Raw genomic sequence first — 529 nt, forward strand, 5'->3', positions numbered from 1 at the left:
GTGTTGATTTTAATGACTCGGCGCCGGAAATTGTTCGAGTCTCTAAAAGATTTGTTGCAATCGTTACATCTAGGCTTGCTTGCTCAATACATTCGTCGATTGTACGAACACTATGTCCTATTTCGAGCGACAGGTCCCACAGCAGAGTAATGAAGCTGCTTAGATCGCTTTCAGATTCAGTGGGGATCTGATCTTTTGCAAGAATAAGAAGATCAATGTCTGAATGAGGCTGTAACTCTCCGCGACCATATCCACCAACAGCGATCAGAGAAAAATTATCTTGATCAAACGCGTAACGTGACCAGAGAGCGTTAAGAACTTGATCCATAAACCATGCTTTGGCGCCAATGATCGCTCGGATATCTTCGCCGTCACAATAGAGTTCGTCGAAGCAATCGGCAGCACGTTTTAGATATTCTTTTGTAGCCTTTGCTGGATAGCCTTGGCCGGTCAGATCTTCAAACAGTGTTGTTAGTGAAATGCCAGATTGTTCTAAAAAGCGGGATTTAATTGTTGGTTCCGCTAATTG

At 43.5% G+C, this 529-nt stretch carries 1 protein-coding gene; it reads right to left on the minus strand.

Annotation, left to right across the window (positions count from 1 at the left end):
• On the minus strand, positions 1–529 hold a 529-nt coding region (locus A3762_RS27720; RefSeq protein ID WP_197469328.1), incomplete at both ends, for a nucleotidyltransferase domain-containing protein.

This window comes from Oleiphilus sp. HI0125 (assembly GCF_001635355.1).